Raw genomic sequence first — 16,323 nt, 5'->3', positions numbered from 1 at the left:
TCAGGCCTGAAACTCCAGCATACGCGTCAGCGGCTTCAGCGCCTGGGTCCGCAGGGCGTCGCTGACCTGGATTTCACCGCTGCCCTCTCGCAGCGCGGCGGCCAGATTGTCCAGGGCATTCATCGCCATCCACGGGCAGTGGGCGCAGCTTCGACAGGTCGCGCCATTGCCCGCCGTCGGGGCCTCGAACAGGGTCTTGTCGGGCACCGCCTGCTGCATCTTGAAGAAGATGCCGCGATCGGTGGCGACGATCAGCTGCTCGTTGGGCAGCTCCTTGGCCGCCTTGATCAACTGGGAGGTGGAACCGGCGACGTCGGCCAGACTGACCACCGCTTCGGGCGACTCCGGGTGCACCAGTACGGCGGCGTCCGGATAGACCGACTTGAGGTCCTCGACCCCCTTGGCCTTGAACTCCTCGTGGACGATGCAGGCGCCGTCCCACAGCAGCATGTCGGCGCCGGTCTGCTTCTGGATATAGCCGCCCAGGTGCTTGTCCGGGGCCCACAGGATCTTCTCGCCCCTGGCCTTGAGGTGCTCGATGACGTCCACCGCGATGGAGGAGGTAACGACCCAGTCGGCACGCGCCTTGACCGCCGCCGAGGTGTTGGCATAGACCACCACGGTGCGATCCGGATGGGCGTCGCAGAAGGCCGCGAACTCGTCCTCCGGGCAACCCACGTCCAGCGAGCAGGTGGCCTCCAGGGTCGGCATCAGCACGCGCTTTTCCGGTGACAGGATCTTGGCGGTCTCGCCCATGAAGCGCACGCCGGCCACCACCAGCGTATCGGCCTCGTGGCGTGCACCGAAGCGCGCCATCTCCAGAGAATCGGCGACACAGCCGCCGGTCTCTTCGGCCAGCTGCTGGATAGCGTCATCGGTGTAGTAGTGCGCCACCAGTACGGCATTGTGAGCCTTGAGCAGGCGCTTGATCTCTTCGACGCGCGCAGCGTCTTCCGAGGGAATACGGGTAGGGCAGTACGGGCGCGCGAGATGCTCTCTGATCTCGGCGCGAGAAGTCATGATCGTCATCGTGTCTACCACTGTGATCGACAGGGGATCCCCCTGCTGATGGGACAGTGCCGCGAACGCTCCGTTCGGCGACACGCCAGGAGAACCCTCGAGCGTGGAGCCCGGCGCCGATAGCGCCAGCTGCGACTCCTGATGCGGCGCTGGAAAGGCGTCACTGCCGCTCCAGACCCGCTGCCGGTGGTTCTCTCCCTCGCCCATGCGTCTATCGCAGCGGCGAGTCACTTGACAGTTTAACGCAGGCGGACGGTTATGCCGAGTCTCCACGCATGGCATCGGCGCAAGATTGCGCCTGCGGCATACCTGTTCTCGACTCCCGGTCGACACGATGGCATCGGCTCGGCGCAGCGTACTCGCGCCGCTTGAGGAACGGCCTGTTCAGGCTGACAGCGCCGTCGTGGCTGCGGCGGCGACTCCAACCGCGGACTGCGCACACGAAAAACGGCCCCCGCTGCAAGCAGCGAGGGCCGTGAATCTGGTGGGTCGTGTAGGATTCGAACCTACGACCAATTGGTTAAAAGCCAACTGCTCTACCAACTGAGCTAACGACCCGATCATGACAGGACATCGTCCTGACCATGCACAGGTTCGGATGGTGGGTCGTGTAGGATTCGAACCTACGACCAATTGGTTAAAAGCCAACTGCTCTACCAACTGAGCTAACGACCCTTCCGAACGGGTGCAGATATTACGGATATGCCCCTTTCGACGCAAGTGTTTTTTTCGATTACCGTATCTTTAGCGCTTCTTGTCGCCGCGATCCGGCTTGCCACCACGCTTCATCGTGTGCACCGGGCGACGCTTGTTCTTGTCGCGGCTCCAGCGATTCTTCTCGTCCGGCGTCAACTCAGGCACCTTGCGCGATTCGAGTCCCGCCAGTCCGGCCAGGTCGTCGACCTCGTCCTGGGAAAGCTCGGTCCACTCGCCGGCCTTGGCGCGCTTGTCGAGGAAGATGTTGCCGTAGCGGACCCGCTTGAGGCGACTGACGGTCAGCCCCTGGGATTCCCACAGACGCCTGACCTCGCGGTTACGGCCTTCCATGATGACCACGTGGAACCAGGTGTTGATGCCCTCGCCACCGAACTCCTGGACGTCGCTGAAGCGTGCCGGGCCATCCTCGAGCATCACGCCTTCGACCATGGCCACCACGTGCTCACGTTTGACCTCCCCCATCACTCGCACCGCGTATTCGCGCTCGATCTCGGTGGAAGGATGCATCAGCCGATTGGCCAGCTCGCCGTCGGTGGTGAACAGCAACAGCCCGCTGGTGTTGATGTCCAGGCGGCCAATCGCGATCCAGCGCTCGCCCTTGAGGCGCGGCAGGCGGTCGAATACCGTACGCCGCCCCTCTGGATCCTTGCGCGTGCACAGCTCGCCCTCGGGCTTGTTGTACATGATCACCCGCCTTGGCACCTCGTCGGCGGCGCGCAGGGTGATCGGTCGGTCATCGAAACTGACCCGGTCACGGGCCTCCACTCGGTCGCCCAGGGTCGCCACGCTGCCGTTGACCTTGACCCGGCCATCGGCGATGGCGGCCTCCATCTCCCGGCGGGATCCCAGGCCGGCACGCGCCAGCACCTTCTGCAGTTTTTCGCTGGTGGTCGTCATTCGTCGTTCTCACTCTCTGTGGGTTCCACCCCCGAGGCAGCGTCATCATCGACGCGGCCCCGGGCGCGTTCGGACAGCCTGGCTTCCAGATCGGCAAAGCTCAGGCGAGCCCGTTCGGACGCCATCCCGGCGTGCTTGTCGTCGGCCGTCCCGGCCGTCGGTTCATTGACGTCGGGCGCTTGGCCCGCCGTCGTCTCGGCTTCCTCGCGGGAAGCCGTCACTTCATCCTTATCGGGCGATACAGCCTCGCCTTCCTCGGTCTCGCCTCTTTCGGTTGCAGCTTCAGCGCTGCCAACTTCAGCGCTTCCATCTTCAGCGGGTTCACCCTCGGCAGTTTCACCCTCGGCGGTCTCACCATCGTCGTCCAGCGGCTCGTCGGCCTGGGCCAGCAGCGCCGAGGGCGGAGGCGGTGGCTCGTCCTCGGTGTCGAACTGCTCGAACTGCTTGAGCTCGTGCATCGGTGGAAGTTCGTCGAGGGTCTTGAGACCGAAATCGTCCAGAAAGCCACGGGTGGTGGCGAACACCGCCGGCCGTCCCGGCACGTCTCGGTGCCCTACCACGCGAATCCAGCCACGATCGAGCAGGGTGCGCATGATCGAGCCACTCACCGTGACCCCGCGGACCTCCTCGATATCGCCCCGGGTCACCGGCTGACGATAGGCGATCAGCGCCAGCGTCTCCAGCAACGCCCGGGAATAGCGCTGGGGGCGTTCATCCCACAACCGGGCGACCCAGTTGGCCAGCCGCGGGCGAATGCGCAGCTGGTACCCGGAGGCGGTCTCGATCAGCTCCATGGCGCCTCTCAGGTGACGCTCGGACAATCGCTCCAGCGCTTCCTTGAGCGCCCGTCGCGGCGGGCGCTCGTGTTCATCGAACAGCTGTTCGAGGCGGTCCAGCGCCAGCGGTTGGCCGGCGGCCAGCAGCGCCGCCTCTACGATGTCGTCCAACGCATCGGGCGTCTCCATCACGCTCATGCGGGCTCATCTCCCTGTGTCTTGTCAACCGACTGACCGATACGCCCATCCGGTTCACCGGCATCATCGAAGGCGCTGTCGTCGCCCGCCTCGTCGTCTATAGCGCTGTCCTCAGCGGCACTATCATCCAAGGCATCATCCAAGGCATCACCGAAGGTATCGCCGAAGGTTTCGTCGTCGAAGGCGCTCTCGCCCTCGTCCTCGAGCCCTTCGTACGGATCTTCGTCGCCGTCCTCGGCCAACCGCGCCCTGACGTGGATCGGTGACATCGGCGCATTCTGGACGATTTCGATCATCGCCTCCTTGGCCAGCTCCAGGATCGCCATGAAGGTCACCACCACCCCGGCCCTGCCCTCATCAAGCGAGAACAACGCCTCGAAGGGGGTGTAGTGCTCATGGGTCAGGCGCTCCATGATCGCCAGCATGCGCTCCCGGGTCGACAGTACTTCACTTTCGATCTGGTGGGCCTGGTTGAGTTCGGCCCGGCGCAGAATGCCGGCCAGTGCGCCAAGCAATTCATCGAGCTCGACGTCCGGATGGATGACCCGGGCCTCCACCGGGGGCAGCGCCGCCCGGGCAGGAAACCAGTCACGTCCAACCCGGGGCAACTCCGCCAGGGCCTCGGCGGCGAGCTTCAGCCGCTCGTACTCCTGCAGGCGGCGAATCAGCTCGGCGCGGGGGTCTTCATCCTCGTCACCGTCTTCGCTTCTGGGCGGACGCGGCAGCAGGGTGCGCGACTTGATCTCGGCCAGCATCGCCGCCATCAGCAGGTACTCGCCGGCCAGTTCGATTTCCATGGCCTTCATCAGTTCCACGTACTCGATGTACTGGTGGGTGATGGCGGCCACATTGATCGACAGGATATCCAGATTCTGCCGGCGAATCAGATAGAGCAGCAGGTCAAGCGGTCCCTCGAAGGTCTCGAGAAAGACCCTGAGCGCCTCCGGGGGAATGTACAGATCCTCGGGCAGCTCGGTGATCGGCTCATCGAACAGGCGTCCCAGCACCTGGGCGTGGGCTTCGACCTCGGCGTGAGGGGCAGCACCGGCCTGGGCCTGCAAATCGCCCTCGGTGTCAGGCCGAGTCGCTGCACCTTCCTCGTCAGTCCCACCCTGGGGTTGTTGTGTCGTCGGCGAGTCGCTCACGCGTGGGGGACCTGGGTTGCCATGGTAGTGGTTACGATGAACAAGGGAGGATGCGGCCGCTTGGACCGAGGCGCCACCAATCCCCCAGTCTATCAAGCTCCGCGCGATCTGGCTAAATCAGCGAGGCCCGGTCGGCACTTCAGTCGGCACTTCAGTCGGCACTTCAGTCGGCACTTCAGGCGGCGCTTCAGTCGGCGCTGTCGGCGGTGCGATAGCGGCCGCGATAGTCGAACAGCTTTTCACGCACCTGCCAGTGACGCCCCACCTTGCGCCCGACCACGAAATCCGGGGCCCTGAGCCTTTGCTGCTCGCGACATACCTGATCGGGTGACGTCGGCGACCAGGGCACACCGGGCGCCCGGGCGTGATCACGCAGAAACACCGCCTCGAAGGCCCGCCGCTGGGCGGGCGTCTCCAGTGCGAACCACTCGGCCAGGGTGGCGCCGTCCTCATCATGGTAGGTGACCTTGAGCCGCGGCAGCCCCCGCCCATTGACGGTGGACTCGAGCAGCATGCCGCTGACCCGCAGCACCCTGGCGTCCTTGAGCTTCAAGGCCTCGCGCAGCTTGTCATCGGCGTCCACCAGCAGCGTCTGGCACCCATGGCAGCGTCGGGCGGCGATATCGTTCTCGGCGCCACAGTCGCCGCAGGTCTTGAAGCGAAAACGAAAATCGCACTGGCGCGCCCCTGGCTCGGCGGCGGCCAGCGCCCTGCCTTCGGCGTCGACCAGGCCCTGGCAGCGACGGCCGAAGTGTTCGATCACCAGCTCGCCGTCGCGCTTGCCCCAGAACAGGTTGGCGTGGCCACACAGTGGACAGGGCACCTGCACCGGCTCGCTGTCGCTGTCCGGCCGCGGACTGCCCACCTCCGGCGCATACAGGTCCCAGGGATTGCCGGCGTAGTCGAGGATCAGACAGTCGCGCTTGCCGGGCGAGAGCCTGAGCCCTCGCCCGACGATCTGCTGGTACAGGCCGACGGACTCGGTAGGCCTGAGGATCGCGATCAGGTCCACATGGGGCGCATCGAAACCGGTGGTCAGCACCGAGACGTTGACCAGGTACTTGAGCCGTTTCGCCTTGAAGTCCTCGATCAGCCGGGTGCGCTCGTCGCTGTCGGTATCGCCGGTGATCAGTGCCGAGGCTTGTGCCGGCAGATAGCCGAGGATCTCCTCGGCGTGGGCCACGCTTGCCGCAAACAGCATGACACCCTCGCACTCCCGCGCCCGCTCGATCACCTCGGCGATGATGCCCGGCGTGGCCCGGTGCCCGGCCACCACGCGATTGAGATCTTCCTCGCGATATAGCCCGCCGGTCCCCGGCGACAGTTGCGAGAAGTCGTAGCGGGCCACCGCCGCATCCACCTTGAGCGGGCTTGCCAGGTAGCCCTGGCGCACCATCAGCCGCAGCGGCTGCTCGAACACGCAGTCGCCAAAGAAGCTGTCCGCGTCACCGCGCACCATGCCGTGGTGGTGGCGGTGGTAGATGAAGCCCTGGCCCAGCCGATACGGAGTCGCGGTCAATCCCAGCACCTTGAGCGAGGGATTGCGAGAACGCAGATGGTCGATGACCCGCCGATAGGAGGAGTCCGCGTCCAGCGATACCCGGTGACACTCGTCGATCACCAGCAGGGTGAAGGGGCCATGGGCGTTCTGCTCGTCACTTACCGCGTCCAGGTGGCGGACCACCGACTGCACCGAGCCGAACACCACCTGGCGAGCGCTCTCCTTGCGCCCGAGTCCGGCGCTGAAGATGTCCGCCTCGAGGCCGTAGGCCAGGTACTTGGCATGATTCTGCTCGACCAGCTCACGCACGTGGGCCAGCACCAGTACCCGCCCCCGGGCCAGGCGGGCCAGTTCGGCGATGACCAGTGACTTGCCGCTGCCGGTGGGCAACACCACCACCGCGGGCTCGTCGGACTGACGAAAGTGACCAATGACGCGTTTCACCGCCTCGTGCTGATAGGGCCGCAGTTCTGGCCTGACGGAGGCGGGAGGCGACGATGGCGGGAGCCGGGACTCGGTCTGGGACATGACGACGCCTTTACTCTGCAGGGTTCGGCAAATATTGATCCAGGGCACATCAGCGTGCACTCGGCGCCAGTAGCATAGGCGCCTGCGCGTCGAACCGACGCACTCTACGCCAAGCGCTCGATGCTCCACAACAGGGCCTGCCCCTCCCCCACCCTCCGGGCAGCCCTGGGGCACCGGCCTCGGCGAGTCACGCCGCACGTCAAGCGGCTCCGTCTTCAAGGACTCAGCCATGTCGCTTCGCCAACTCTGTCAGATGGCCTCCCTGCTCGTCTTTGCCGGTCTGCCCCTGCTGCAGGGCTGCTCCGAGGGAGATCCGCCCTTGGCCAAGCAGGTCACCCGCCCGGTCAAGCTGCTTACCCTGGACGAGATGGGCAATCGGTCCCTGACTCGGTACCCCGGTGTGGTCGAGGCCTCCGAACGCACCGACCTGGCCTTTCGCATCGGCGGGGAACTCAAGGAGTTGAACGTCCAGGCCGGCCAGGCGGTGACCAGTGGCGAGCGTATCGCCCTGCTCGACGACCGCGACGCCCGCAACGCCTTGTCCAACGCCCAGTCGAGCTACGACCTGGCGCTGGCGACCTACCGCCGCATGCAGATATCGCTGGAAAAAGGCGCCATCAGCCGCGCCGCCTTCGATGAAGCCCGGGCGGCCTTCCTGTCGGCCCAGGCCCAGTTCGACCTGGCCAAGGATCAGCTCGGCTACACCGAGCTGAAGGCGCCCTTCGACGGCGTCATCGCCAGCGTGCCGGTGGACAATTTCCAGGTGGTGGCCCCCCAGCAGACCATCGCGGTGCTGCAGCAGCCCGGCAATATCGACGTGACCTTCGACCTGCCCGAACAGCAGATCCGCCAGCTCGATCTGGAACGCGTGCGTGCCGCCCTCGAGAAGGCCGACAGCGTTGCCTGGGTGCGCTTCGGCGATGACGAGCGTCGTTTCCCCGCGCGCTACAAGGAGCACGATACCCGCGCCTCCAGCGGCACCCTCAGCTACACCGTCACCCTGACCCTGCCGACGCCGGACGACGTCTACGTGCTGGCCGGCATGAGCGCCGTGGTATCGATGGACCTCAACGCCCTGACCGGCGAAAGCGACGGCCTGTGGCGGGTGCCGCTGGGCACCGTGGTCACGCTGGAGGACGACCCCGAGGCCACGGTGGTGTGGCGCTATATCGCCGACGACGAAGCCTCGGGCAAGGTGGAAGCGGTACCGGTAGAGGTCCGCACCGCCAGCGACGACGGCATCTTCATCGCCGGCGACCTGGCGGCCGGCGACCGACTGGTCGGCGCCGGCGCCCATCTGATGCGCCAAGGTCTTCGCGTCACCGCCTGGACCCAGGAAGAGGGGCTCTAGGTCATGGTCGGCTATTTTCTGCGCAACAAGACCATCAGCTGGATGGTCACGATCCTGCTGTCGGTGGGCGGTATCGTCTCCTTTCTGGGCCTGGGGCAGCTGGAGTTTCCCGACTTCACCATCCGCATGGCGCTGGTCAGCACCGCCTACCCCGGCGCCAACCCGCAGCAGGTCGAGGAAGAGGTGACGCTGCGCCTGGAGAAGGCGATCCAGGAGATCCCCAACCTCAAGCGGGTCAGCTCGGTGAACAGCGCCGGGCTCTCCCAGATCACCGTGGAGCTCGACACCGACGTCCAGGGCACGGCCCTGCCCCAGTACTGGGACCTGCTTCGGCGCAAGATCGGCGATGCCCAGGCGGGCCTGCCCCCCGGCACCTCGGAGTCGCTGGTGGTGGACGACTTCAGCGACGTCTACGGTCTGCTGTTCAACCTGTCCGGCGATGACTACAGCCTTTACGACCTGAAGAATCAGGCCGACTTCCTGCAGCGCGAACTGCGCCTGATCGAAGGCGTCAAGAAGGTGGTGATCGCCGGTGATCGCCCGGAGCAGGTGACCATCTCGCTCAACCGCGAGCGCATGCAGGCTCTGAACATTCCCCCGGATGCGCTGATCGGCCTGCTCAACGCCCAGAACGCGGTAGCCGACGCCGGCAGCGTGCGTCGACACGGCAAGATCATCTCGTTGCAGCCCAGCGGCGAATTCAGAAGCGTCGAGGCGCTGGAGGACCTGATCGTCGGTCGCCCCGGCGCCAACCCGGTGCACCTGGGCGACATCGCCACGGTGACGCGCGCGCTCACCGACCGTCCCGGCCAGCTCTACCATGCCGACGGCAAGCCGGCGATCTCGCTTGGCCTGTCGTTCGTGTCCGGGGTCAACGTGGTCAAGGTCGGAGAGGCGGTGGACGCCCGCCTGGCCGAACTGGAATCCCGCCTGCCTCTGGGCATGCAGCTGACCCCGGTCTACCACCAGCCCCAGGTGGTCAAGGAGGCGGTGTCCGGCTTCGTCATCAACCTGATGGAGTCGGTGGGCATCGTCATCGTGGTGCTGCTGGTGTTCATGGGCCTGCGCTCCGGCCTTCTGATGGGGCTGATCCTGTCGATCACCATCCTCGGCACGCTGATGCTGATGGCCGCCCACGGCCTGCAGTTGCAGAAGGTCTCGCTGGGGGCCCTGATCATTGCCCTGGGCATGCTGGTGGACAACGCCATCGTGGTCACCGAGGGCATGCTGATCGGCCTTGGCAAGGGCAAGAGCAAGCTCGAGGCAGCCAAGGAGGTGGCCGGCCAGAACTGGCTGCCACTGCTCGGCGCCACCGCCATCGCCATCACCGCCTTCGCCCCCATCGGCCTGTCGCCGGACGCCACCGGCGAACTGGTGGGCTCGCTGTTCTGGGTGCTGTTCTATTCACTGCTGCTGAGCTGGATCACCGCCCTGACGCTGACCCCCTTCTTCTTCGACATCTTCTTCAAGGATCGTGAGATCGGCGACAGCGACAGTCACGAGGATCCCTACAAGGGAGTGATCTTCCAGCTGTTCGGCTGGCTGGTCGACAAGGGCATTCGCTTTCGCTGGCTGACCATCGCGGTCTGCGTGGGCCTTCTGGTCGGCGCCTTCGCGCTGTCCTCCAACATCAAGAACGCCTTCTTCCCGGATTCCACCACACCGCTGTTCTTCGTCGATGTGTGGATGCCGGAGGGCACCGACATTCTCGAGAGCGAGCGGGTGGCCTCGCGCCTGGAGGCCCAGGTGGCGACGATGGACCAGGTCACCCACGTGACCAGCGTGATCGGCGGCGGCGCCCAGCGCTTCACCCTGACCTACTCACCCGAGGACCGCTACGCGAGCTATAGCCAGCTGATCGTGGAGACCGAGGATCTCGACAGCCGAGCAAGCCGTATGGCCGAGATCATCACCCTGCTGCGCGATGACTATCCCGAGGTGCAGTACAAGGTCCAGGCGCTGCAGGTCGGTCCTGCGGCCAAGGCCAGCCTGGAGGCGCGCCTGTACGGCCCGGACCCGGACACCCTGCGCAAGCTCGCCACCGAGGTCAGCGAGGTGTTCCGCGCCGAGCCCTTCGTCGACAGCATCCGCCTGTCCTGGGGCAATCGGGTGGAGGAGCTGACGCCTGAGTTTCTCGAGCAGCAGGCGCGGCGCGTCGGCGTCACCCGCCAGGCGCTGCACCAGGCGTTGCTGATCCACAACGACGGCCAGATGGCCGGCGTCTACCGCGAGGGCTCCGACCTGATCCCCATCGTGCTGCGCGATGAACGGCAAGAGCGCTACGGCCTCAACGACATCGCCAGCCTCAACGTCTGGAGCGCCGAGCAGCAGACCTACATCAGCGCCGGCAGTGTGCTGGGGCCGCTCGAGACCCAGCTGCATGATCCACTGATCAAGCGTCGCGACCGTCAGCGCATGCTTGCGGTCTACGCCGAGCCGCTACCGCTGTCCGGCGAGACGGCGGCCAACATCCTTGCGCGGCTCAAGCCCCAGATCGAGGCCATCGATCTTCCCGAAGGCTACCACCTGGGCTGGGGCGGCGAGGACGAGACCTCGCGTGACGCCAAGAAGGCGCTGTTCAAGCTGTTGCCGCTAGGCATCCTCGGCATGTTCATCCTGACCATGCTGCTGTTCGGCAACCTGCGCCAGTCGCTGGCGATCTGGGCCATCGTGCCCTTGACCGTGATCGGTATCGTCGGCGGTCTTCTGACCTTCAACGCCCCCTTCACCTTCATGGCGCTGCTCGGCACCCTGAGCCTGGTCGGCATGGTGCTCAAGAACGCCATCGTGCTGGTCGAGGAGATCAAGATCCAGATGCCGCTGTACGAGGCGCCCTTCGATGCGGTGATGGCCGCCGCCATCAGTCGGGTACGGCCGGTATCCATGGCGGCGATCACCACCATGCTGGGCATGATCCCGCTGTTCGGCGACGCCTTCTTCGCCTCCATGGCGGTGGTCATCGTGTTCGGTCTGGGTGCGGCCACCCTGCTGACCCTGGTAATCCTGCCGGTGATCTACGCCACCCTGTTCCGTATCCATCCTCCGTCGCCAGTCGAGGGGCCTACCGGAACCTGACCCCTATCGGAAGGTGACTGCAAGACAAGGCCCTCGCGGGCGATACCCGCGAGGGCCTTGTCGTTGGCTTGCGGCATAGGCCGCCGGCGCTCAATCGAAGCGCGGTGGGCGCCCGTCCAGGCGTGCCCGGGTCGCTTCTCGCTGCTCGCGCCCGGCCAGCAGGTTGCGCTGCAGTTCGGCCTCCATGGCCAAGCGTCCGCGCTCATCCAGGCGTGGCGCCTCTCGCCACAGCCGACGCGCCGCGGCCACCGCCTTGGGCGAGCGCCGGGCCATGGACACGGCGAGCTCCAAGGCCGCCTCGCGCGGGTCCTCGTCCAGCCGCGAGGCCAGCCCCAGCACCATGGCCTCGTCGCCGGCCAGATGGCGGCCGGTCAGCATCAGATCCTGAATCACGTCCTGGCGCAGCGCGGCGGCGGTGACGCTGACCGCCATATCCGACATCAACCCCCACTCGATCTCCGGCAGCGCCAGCGTCGCCTCCGGGTGAACGATACGCAGGTCGGCACCCAGCGCCATCTGCAGGCCGGCGCCAAAGACGTGACCATGCAGCGCCGCTACCACCGGCGCCCCCAGGTCACGCCAGCCAAGCGCCAGGCGCTGGGCCGGATTGACCCCACTGGCGTCCGGCGTCAGCAGCCAGGCCACGCGCTCGGGGCTTGCCACCACCGAGGCCACGTCCAGTCCCGAACAGAAGCTCTCGCCCTCGCCGGTAAGCACCACGGCGCGCAGGCCCACCCGCTCGCCGAGCCAGCGCTGAACCTCGAGCAGGGCGTCGATCATCGGCGGATCCATGGCGTTGTGGCGATCGGGCCGCTCGAGGTGAACCCGTGCCACATGGTCGATCAGGGAAACGCTCAAGCGGTCATGAAAACTGCGCTGGGTGGATGAGGACATGGAAGCTCCGTCGATAAGGTGGCCGGTCAGGTGATCGATAAAGGGGGCGAAACTGCGAAAGCGGGAACTTCAACTTGGCACCTGACGCCGCTCGATACAACACCTGACGTTGTCCCGGATACGACAACGCCGCCCGCAGGCGGCGTTGTCGTGGGTCTGGAGGGACTGGAGGATCAGCCCAGCCACACCCGGGCATTGCGGAACAGCCTGAGCCAGGCGCCGTCCTGGCTCCACTCGGCCGGCCGCCAGGAGTTGGTGACGGCACGCACCACCCGCTCCGGGTGGGGCATCATGATCGTCACCCGGCCATCCGGCGTGGTCAGGCCGGTGATACCGGAGGGCGAGCCGTTGGGGTTGGCCGGATAGCGGGTGGTGCACTGGCCGTAGTTGTCGATATAGCGCAGGGCCACCTGGCCCGAGCCCTGCATGCTGCGCAGGTGGGCGCTATCGCGAAACTCGGCGCGGCCCTCGCCATGGGCCACAGCGATGGGTAGGCGCGAGCCTTCCATGCCGGCCAGCAGGATCGACGGGGTCTTCTCCACCTGCACCATGGCCACTCGGGCCTCGAACTGCTCGGACTCGTTACGCACGAAGCGCGGCCAGTTCTCGGCGCCGGGGATAAGCTCCTTGAGCTGGGACAGCATCTGGCAGCCGTTGCACACGCCGAGTGCGAAGCTATCTTCGCGCGCGAAGAAGTCGGCGAACTGCTCGCGGGCACGGGGGTTGAACAGCACCGACTTGGCCCAGCCACCGCCGGCGCCGAGCACGTCACCGTAGGAGAAGCCACCGCAGGCGGCCAGCCCCTTGAACTCGTCGAGACCGACACGTCCCTCAAGCAGGTCGCTCATGTGCACGTCGACCGCCTCGAATCCGGCCTTGTCGAAGGCCCAGGCCATCTCCAGGTGACCATTGACGCCCTGCTCGCGCAGGATGGCGGCACGCGGACGTGCGCTGTTGACGAAGGGCGCGCTGATGTCCTCGTCGACGTCGAAGGTCGGGCTGGCACTCAGACCCGGGTCACGGGTGTCGAGCAGGTTGTCGAACTCGTTCTTGGCGCACTCGGGGTTGTCGCGCAGGGCCTGCAGGCGGTAGCTGGTCTCGCTCCAGGTGCGCTGGGTCAGCTGCCGGGTGGTCTCCAGCAACGGCTCCTCGAAAAGGGTCACGCGGATCTGGTCGTCGTAGCGCGGACGGGCGATGACGCCGCAGGTCTCGATACCGGCGGCGGCGAACTGGGCCAGCACCTCTTCGGTGTGCTCACGGCTGACCTGGATGACCGCCCCCAACTCCTCGCTGAACAGCGCGTCCACCGCCTCGGCGGCCTCGTCGATCAACCAGTCGAGCTTGATCTCGAGCCCGGCGCGGCCGGCGAAGGCCATCTCCAGCAGGGTGACGATCAGGCCACCGTCGCTGCGGTCGTGGTAGGCCAGCAGTCGACCGTCGGCGTTGAGCCCCTGGATGACGCTGAAGAACGCCTTGAGGTCCTCGGCGTCGTCCAGGTCCGGGCAGTCGTTGCCGACCTGACCGTAGACCTGGGCCAGGGCGGAGCCACCCAGACGATTCTTGCCGGCGCCCAGGTCGATCAGCAGCAGGTCGCTTTCGTCCTGGTCGAGGCGAATCTGCGGGGTCAGTGTCTTCATGGCGTCGGTGACCGGAGCGAAGCCGGTGATCGCCAGGGTCAGCGGCGAGGTCACCGCCTTCTGCTCACCGTCCTGCTCCCAGGCGGTGCGCATGGACATGGAGTCCTTGCCCACCGGCACCGCGATGCCCAGCGCCGGGCACAGCTCCATGCCGACGGCGTGCACGGCGTCATACAGCGCCTGGTTCTCGCCTTCATGGTCCGCCGCGCTCATCCAGTTGGCCGACATCTTGATGTCGCCAAGCTGGGCGATCGGAGCAGCGGCCAGGTTGGTGATCGACTCGGCCACTGCCAGGCGCGCGCTGGCGGCGGGGTCGATCAGCGCCACCGGCGACCGCTCGCCCATGGCCATGGCCTCACCGGCGTGGGTATCGAAGCTTGCCGTGGTCACCGCCACGTCGGCCACCGGCACCTGCCAGGGACCGACCATCTGGTCACGCGCGACCTGGCCGGTGATCGAGCGGTCGCCAATGGTGATCAGGAAGCTCTTGGAGGCCACGGTGGGCAGACGCAGCACGCGATCCAGCGCCTCGCGCAGGTCCAGGTTGTCGAGCATCACACCCGGCAGTTCCAGCGGGGCACGCTCGAATTCACGCTGCATCTTGGGTGGCTTGCCGAACAGCACGCTCATCGGCAGGTCCACCGGGCGGGTGTCGAAGTGGCCGTCCACCACCGCCAGGTGGTGTTCTGCGGTGGCCTCGCCGACCACCGCGTAAGGGCAGCGTTCGCGCCGGCACAGGGCGTCGAAGGTCTCGAGATCCGCAGGTGCCACCGCCAGCACGTAGCGCTCCTGGGCCTCGTTGCACCAGATCTCCAGCGGGCTCATGCCGGGCTCGGCGTTGGGCACCTCGCGCAGGCTGAACAGACCACCACGATCGCCGTCCTTGACCAGTTCCGGCAAGGCGTTGGACAGACCACCGGCGCCTACGTCATGGATAAAGCAGATGGGGTTGTCGTCACCCAGCGCCCAGCAGCGGTCGATGACCTCCTGGGCACGCCGCTCGATCTCGGGGTTGTCGCGCTGAACAGAAGCGAAGTCGAGATCGAAGCTCGACGAGCCGGAGGCCATCGACGACGCTGCACCGCCGCCGAGCCCGATCAACATCGCCGGGCCACCCATCACGATCAGCTTGCCGCCCACCGGGATCTCGCCCTTGGCCACGTGCTGCTCGCGGATGTTGCCGTAGCCGCCGGCTATCATGATCGGCTTGTGGTAGCCGCGACGCTCGATGCCGCTGGCACCGAGGGCGTCCTGCTCGTAGGTACGGAAGTAGCCGGTGAGGTTGGGACGGCCAAATTCGTTGTTGAAGGCGGCGCCGCCGATGGGGCCCTCGAGCATGATCTCCAGGGCGTTGACGATGCGCTCGGGCTTGCCGTAGTCGAACGCCTCCCAGGGCTGCACGAACTCGGGGATACGCAGGTTGGACACGGTAAAGCCGGTCAGCCCCGCCTTGGGCTTGCCGCCGACGCCGGTGGCGCCTTCGTCGCGGATCTCGCCGCCGGCACCGGTGGCCGCGCCGGGATGAGGCGCGATGGCGGTCGGGTGGTTGTGGGTCTCGACCTTGGTCAGGATGTGGATCGGCTCCACTTCCCCGCCGTAGCTGGCGCGCTCACCGTCACGCCCGGTCAGCGGGGTGGCGAAGAAGCGACGCGCCTCGCTGCCCTTGATCACCGCAGCGTTGTCGCTGTAGGCCGACAGGATGCCGTCCGGCGAGGCCTCGAAGGTGTTCTTGATCATCTTGAACAGCGAGTGGCTCTGGGCCTCGCCGTCGATGACCCAGTCGGCGTTGAAGATCTTGTGGCGGCAGTGCTCGGAGTTGGCCTGGGCGAACATCATCAGCTCGACGTCGCTGGGGTTGCGGCCCAGCTCGACAAACGCCTCGACCAGGTAGTCGATCTCGTCCTCGGCCAGGGCGAGTCCCAGCTCGCGATTGGCGACCTCAAGCGCTGTACGGCCGCCCTCGAGCACGTCCACCTGGCCCAGCGGCGCCGGCTCATGGTGGGCGAACAGGGTGGCGGCGTCGGAGCTGTCTCGCAGCACCGTCTCGGTCATGCGGTCGTGCAGGCCGGCGACAATGGCGTCGAAGTGGGCTTCCTTCAGCGTACCGCGCACCTTGATGCGATAGAGGATGCCGCGCTCCAGGCGGTTGATCTGGGTCAAACCGCAGTTGTGGGCAATGTCGGTAGCCTTGGATGACCAGGGAGACTGGGTGCCGATACGTGGCACCACCAGCAACACGAGCCCCTCCACATCGCTATCCTGCTGTGCCGGCCCGTAGTCGAGCAGGCGCTCGAGCAGGCTCAGTTCGGTGGCATCGAGCTCCCGCTCCAGATCGGCAAAGTGCACATACTCGGCGTGCAGCGCCTCGATCTCGGGGACGGACACACGCAGTTGAGCCAGCAGCTTGGCGTGACGGAAGGTGGACAGGGCGGGCGCTCCGCGCAGTTCGAGCATATCCAGGAGCCTCTGAAGATCAGCGATAAAAGAAGGGGGCCGCGGCGGGCGAGACGGCATATGATACTGGAAACCGACGGGTGCGAGAAATCGATGCGGATGACAGCGCCCCGTGGGCTGGGTAAGGTGG

The 16,323-nt window shown here is 66.3% G+C and carries 9 protein-coding genes and 2 tRNA genes; 2 read left to right on the top strand and 9 right to left on the bottom strand.

Going from position 1 to position 16,323, the window contains the following annotated elements; all coding sequences use genetic code 11:
- The 7 genes from nadA to radD form a co-directional block, all read right to left on the bottom strand.
- Nucleotides 1-1,029 carry a quinolinate synthase NadA gene (gene nadA / locus NFH97_RS13095; protein ID WP_045992009.1) on the bottom strand — a complete coding sequence of 343 codons (1,029 nt, stop codon included), beginning with the start codon at nt 1,027-1,029 and terminating at the stop codon, nt 1-3.
- A 473-nt stretch (nt 1,030-1,502) separates the two neighbouring features.
- Nucleotides 1,503-1,578 (bottom strand) — tRNA-Lys (locus NFH97_RS13090).
- Between the two features lie 41 nt (nt 1,579-1,619).
- A tRNA-Lys gene (locus tag NFH97_RS13085) sits at nt 1,620-1,695 on the bottom strand.
- Nucleotides 1,696-1,764: 69 nt separating this feature from the next.
- Complete coding sequence (rluB, locus tag NFH97_RS13080; protein ID WP_045991996.1) at nt 1,765-2,634, bottom strand: 23S rRNA pseudouridine(2605) synthase RluB; 870 nt, start codon at nt 2,632-2,634, stop codon at nt 1,765-1,767.
- Entirely contained in the window at nt 2,631-3,608 is a 978-nt protein-coding gene (gene scpB, locus NFH97_RS13075; RefSeq protein WP_349624921.1) for an SMC-Scp complex subunit ScpB, read from the bottom strand. The genes rluB and scpB overlap by 4 nt, the downstream gene beginning before the upstream one ends.
- On the bottom strand, nt 3,605-4,669 hold the full coding sequence (locus tag NFH97_RS13070; RefSeq protein ID WP_349625502.1) for a segregation and condensation protein A: 1,065 nt from the start codon (nt 4,667-4,669) through the stop codon (nt 3,605-3,607). The genes scpB and NFH97_RS13070 overlap by 4 nt, the downstream gene beginning before the upstream one ends.
- Nucleotides 4,670-4,940: 271 nt before the next feature.
- Nucleotides 4,941-6,782: a DNA repair helicase RadD gene (gene radD, locus NFH97_RS13065; RefSeq protein WP_349624920.1), complete on the bottom strand. Its 1,842-nt coding sequence runs from the start codon at nt 6,780-6,782 to the stop codon at nt 4,941-4,943.
- Nucleotides 6,783-7,011: 229 nt separating this feature from the next.
- On the opposite strand from radD, the gene NFH97_RS13060 reads away from it, so the two are divergent.
- A complete protein-coding gene (locus tag NFH97_RS13060; RefSeq protein ID WP_124803360.1) occupies nt 7,012-8,133 on the top strand; it encodes an efflux RND transporter periplasmic adaptor subunit in 1,122 nt (373 codons plus the stop codon).
- A 3-nt stretch (nt 8,134-8,136) separates the two neighbouring features.
- The gene (locus NFH97_RS13055; protein WP_349624919.1) at nt 8,137-11,208 is read left to right on the top strand and encodes an efflux RND transporter permease subunit; all 3,072 of its coding nucleotides are present in this window, start codon (nt 8,137-8,139) and stop codon (nt 11,206-11,208) included.
- A 90-nt stretch (nt 11,209-11,298) separates the two neighbouring features.
- On the opposite strand, the gene NFH97_RS13050 is transcribed toward NFH97_RS13055, so the two are convergent.
- On the bottom strand, nt 11,299-12,102 hold the full coding sequence (locus NFH97_RS13050) for a crotonase/enoyl-CoA hydratase family protein (protein WP_045992008.1): 804 nt from the start codon (nt 12,100-12,102) through the stop codon (nt 11,299-11,301).
- Nucleotides 12,103-12,275: 173 nt separating this feature from the next.
- Nucleotides 12,276-16,193 (bottom strand): phosphoribosylformylglycinamidine synthase, encoded by a 3,918-nt coding sequence (gene purL, locus NFH97_RS13045; protein WP_349624918.1) that lies wholly within the window; start codon nt 16,191-16,193, stop codon nt 12,276-12,278.
- Between the last annotated feature and the right edge of the window lie 130 nt (nt 16,194-16,323).

Source organism: Halomonas sp. SCS19 (assembly GCF_040147015.1).
Lineage (GTDB): Bacteria > Pseudomonadota > Gammaproteobacteria > Pseudomonadales > Halomonadaceae > Halomonas > Halomonas litopenaei.
This window is presented reverse-complemented; position numbering and strand designations above follow the sequence as displayed.

What these genes read in the sequence shown, in the direction of transcription:
- NFH97_RS13060 (WP_124803360.1), top strand. Translation starts at nt 7,012, where the DNA reads ATGTCGCTTCGCCAACTCTGTCAGATGGCCTCCCTGCTCGTCTTTGCC.
- scpB (WP_349624921.1), bottom strand. Translation starts at nt 3,608, where the DNA reads ATGAGCGTGATGGAGACGCCCGATGCGTTGGACGACATCGTAGAGGCG.
- radD (WP_349624920.1), bottom strand. Translation starts at nt 6,782, where the DNA reads ATGTCCCAGACCGAGTCCCGGCTCCCGCCATCGTCGCCTCCCGCCTCC.
- NFH97_RS13055 (WP_349624919.1), top strand. Translation starts at nt 8,137, where the DNA reads ATGGTCGGCTATTTTCTGCGCAACAAGACCATCAGCTGGATGGTCACG.
- nadA (WP_045992009.1), bottom strand. Translation starts at nt 1,029, where the DNA reads ATGACGATCATGACTTCTCGCGCCGAGATCAGAGAGCATCTCGCGCGC.
- rluB (WP_045991996.1), bottom strand. Translation starts at nt 2,634, where the DNA reads ATGACGACCACCAGCGAAAAACTGCAGAAGGTGCTGGCGCGTGCCGGC.
- NFH97_RS13050 (WP_045992008.1), bottom strand. Translation starts at nt 12,102, where the DNA reads ATGTCCTCATCCACCCAGCGCAGTTTTCATGACCGCTTGAGCGTTTCC.
- purL (WP_349624918.1), bottom strand. Translation starts at nt 16,193, where the DNA reads ATGCTCGAACTGCGCGGAGCGCCCGCCCTGTCCACCTTCCGTCACGCC.